Annotated in this window: 1 protein-coding gene; it reads left to right on the top strand. The window is 70.4% G+C overall.

The features are described 5' to 3' along the window. Positions 1–2,081: SdrD B-like domain-containing protein (locus ACLD7X_RS16415; protein ID WP_411424758.1), on the top strand; the 2,081-nt coding region annotated here is incomplete at both ends.

The following is a 2,081-nucleotide window of genomic DNA, read 5'->3' as shown; positions in this document are numbered from 1 at the left end:
GCCGACCGGGGTGGCGACGACACTCTCGACAGCGATGCCAATGGCGGGATCACCGGCACCTACACGCTCGCCGTCGGCCAGCACATCGCCACCGCCGATGCCGGCTTCTACCAGACGGCCTCCATCGGTGACCGCGCCTTCGTCGATGCCGATGCCGATGGCGTCCAGGATGCCGGCGAGGCAGGGCTGGCGGGCGTCACCATCAAGCTGGTCGACAATACGGGCAGCGTGGTCGCCACCACCACCACCAACGGCAATGGCCAGTACAGCTTCACCGGCCTGACGCCCGGCGCCTACAAGGTGCAGTTCGTCACCCCCGCCGGCTACCAGGCCAGCCCCGCCAACCAGGGCGGCGACGACACCCTCGACAGCGATGCGAGCGGTGGCATCACCGGCACCTACACGCTCTCCAGCGGCCAGAACAACACCACCGCCGATGCCGGCTTCGTGCCCCTCACCGCCTCCATCGGCGACCGCGTCTTCCTCGATGCCGATGCCGATGGCGTCCAGGATGCCGGCGAGGCCGGCATCGCCGGCGTCACCGTCAAGCTGATCGACAATGCGGGCGGCGTGGTCGCCACCACCACCACCGATGGCGCCGGCAACTACGGCTTCGCCGGCCTCGCGCCCGGTTCCTACAAGGTGCAGTTCGTCACCCCCGATGGCTTCGTCGCCAGCCCCGCCGACCGGGGTGGCGACGACACTCTCGACAGCGATGCCAATGGCGGGATCACCGGCACCTACACGCTCGCCGTCGGCCAGCACATCGCCACCGCCGATGCCGGCTTCTACGAGACCGGCGCGCTGACCGGGCGCGTCTGGCTCGATCGCGATGGCGATGGGGTCGAGGAAGCCGGCGAAGCCTCCCAGCCCGGCGTCACAGTCGTGCTGCTGAAGGCCGATGGGTCGCCGACCGGGTTGACGACGACCACGGCCGCCGATGGCACCTATCTGTTCGATGGGCTGGAACCCGGCGACTATCGCGTGAAGTTCGAGGTGCCGGCCGGCTTCAAGCTGACCCGGCGCGACCAGGGCGGCGACGATGCCGTCGACAGCGATCCGAACCGCAGCACCGGCATCTCCACCACCATCACCGTGCCGTCGGGCACGACGGTGCGCGATGTGGATGCCGGGGTGTACCGGCCGGCCATCCTGGGTGACCGGGTGTGGGAGGACCGCAACGGCAATGGCGTGCAGGACAGCGGGGAGAAGGGCGTCGCCGATGTCACGGTGAAGCTGCTCGACGCCGCCGGCACGGTGATCGCCACCGATGTCACGGATGCCTGGGGCTACTACAAGTTCTACGCGCTGGATCCCGGCACCTATGGCGTGAAGGTGGAAACCCCCGCGGGCTACAGCGTCTCCGCCGCCGGCATGGGCACGAACGGGGCCAGGGACAGCGATGCGGATGCCTCCGGGCTTATCGCGCCGGTGGTCGTCTTCAGCGGCGACTCCCGCAACGACGTCGATGCGGGGCTGTACCGCACGGTCAGCATCGGCGACCGGGTCTGGATGGACGCCAATGGCAATGGCGTGCAGGACAGCGGCGAGCAGGGCGCGGCGGGCGTGACCGTCAGGCTGCTCGACGCCGCGGGCCAAGTCATCGCCACCACGGCCACGGGCTCCACCGGCACCTATCGCTTCGCGGACCTGCTGCCCGGCACCTACGCCGTGCAGTTCGTCGCCCCCGACGGCACGCTGTTCACCCAGCGCGACGCCGGCACGGATGACCGGCGCGACAGCGATGCGGCGACGGCCACCGGCATCACGCAGCAGGTCACGCTGCTGTCCGGCGCCTCCACCGCGGCGCTGGATGCCGGGCTGGTGCCGGCAGCGCCAACGCGCATCCTGGGCACGGCGGGGAATGACCGGCTGGCCGGCACGCAGGGCAATGACCTGATGGACGGGCTGGCGGGCCATGACAGCCTGTCCGGTGGCTGGGGCAATGACACGATGCTCGGCGGCGCGGGCAATGACACGCTGAGCGGCGGGCTCGGCGCCGACCGGCATGATGGCGGCGAGGGCATCGACCTCGCGAGCTATGCCTCCGCGCCGGTAGGGGTGGTGGCGTCGCTGGCGGC

Origin of the sequence: Aphanothece microscopica RSMan92 (assembly GCF_046613545.2) — a bacterium.
Classification (GTDB): domain Bacteria; phylum Cyanobacteriota; class Cyanobacteriia; order PCC-6307; family Cyanobiaceae; genus NIES-981.
Note: the sequence above shows the minus strand (reverse complement) of the source record. Positions and strands in the feature narration are given on the sequence as shown.